Origin of the sequence: Campylobacter sp. RM5063, from assembly GCF_024723655.1 — a bacterium.
In the GTDB taxonomy this organism is placed as follows: Bacteria; Campylobacterota; Campylobacteria; order Campylobacterales; family Campylobacteraceae; genus Campylobacter_D; species Campylobacter_D lari_D.
In genome coordinates this window covers 1-204 of the sequence record NZ_JANQDA010000085.1, presented here as the reverse complement: position 1 = coordinate 204, position 204 = coordinate 1, and the positions used below count along the sequence as shown (strand labels likewise).

Sequence of the window (204 nt, the reverse complement as noted above, 5' to 3'; positions counted from 1 at the left end):
TAAAGGAATACCAAATTTCATCAATTCACTATGTGCACATAAAATATCACCTTTTTTAATACCAAGTTTTTTAAAAGCTTCTATTAAGTCTATATTGGAATATTTTTTATCATTGCATTTAAATATATATTTCATACTTTTTTCTTTGAGTGTATTTTAATTAGTTATAATAGCATATAAATTATAATATCAAGAAAGAAAAAT

1 pseudogene is annotated in these 204 nt (G+C 19.6%); it reads right to left on the bottom strand.

The features are described 5' to 3' along the window. A pseudogene (locus CAMP5063_RS08480) lies at positions 1-135 on the bottom strand (AAC(3) family N-acetyltransferase); the annotation flags it as partial. Positions 136-204: the final 69 nt, after the last annotated feature.